General features: G+C 72.5%; 1 pseudogene. It reads left to right on the plus strand.

The annotated features are described in order from the left end of the window. Positions 1-246 precede the first annotated feature (246 nt). Positions 247-596 (plus strand): annotated as a pseudogene (locus tag ACNFOC_RS55050) (ComEA family DNA-binding protein); the annotation flags it as partial.

Consider the following 596-nt stretch of genomic DNA (forward strand, 5'->3'; position numbering starts at 1 on the left):
GTTGTAGGCCCTCCTGTTCTGCCGGTGGCTGAGGTGAGGGGGCGGGCTGCTCCGTCTGTATCGCCTGTGGCTGTGCCGCCTGTGGTCAGGGCGGCGGGGCTTCGTTTTCCGGCGCCTGTTGATGCCGGGCCGTGGGCTGTTCCGGAGCGGGAGCCCACGCCAGAGCCAGAGCCAGAGCCAGAGCCGGAGTTGGGGTTGAGGTTGGGGCAACGGGCGGTCCGGGTTGGTTCGCCGGTGGGTATTGCCCTGGAGCCTGACGCCCTTTCGTACGCCGGAAGGGCCGGAGTGGCTGGAGACGCTGGGGAGTTCAGCGGCTCCGGAGAGGTCGGTGCCGGGCGGGATCGTGCGGCCGGGGCCTGGCGGGAGCGGGTCGGGGTGGCTCTGCGGGAGCGGATGCCGGTGTGGGTGCAGACACGGTGCGGGCTGGAGCGACGGAACGTGGTCGCCCTCGGTGTACTGCTCGTGGTGGCCGCGGTCTTCGCCGTGCAGCACTTCTGGGTGGGCCGGACCCAGCCCGTTCGCGCACCGGAGGTGGTGGGGGCGGCGGCTCCCTATGGAGACGGGGTTGGAGGCAGGGACGGCGGCGGGGGCGCGGC

Origin of the sequence: Streptomyces colwelliae (assembly GCF_048158785.1) — a bacterium.
Lineage (GTDB): Bacteria > Actinomycetota > Actinomycetes > Streptomycetales > Streptomycetaceae > Streptomyces.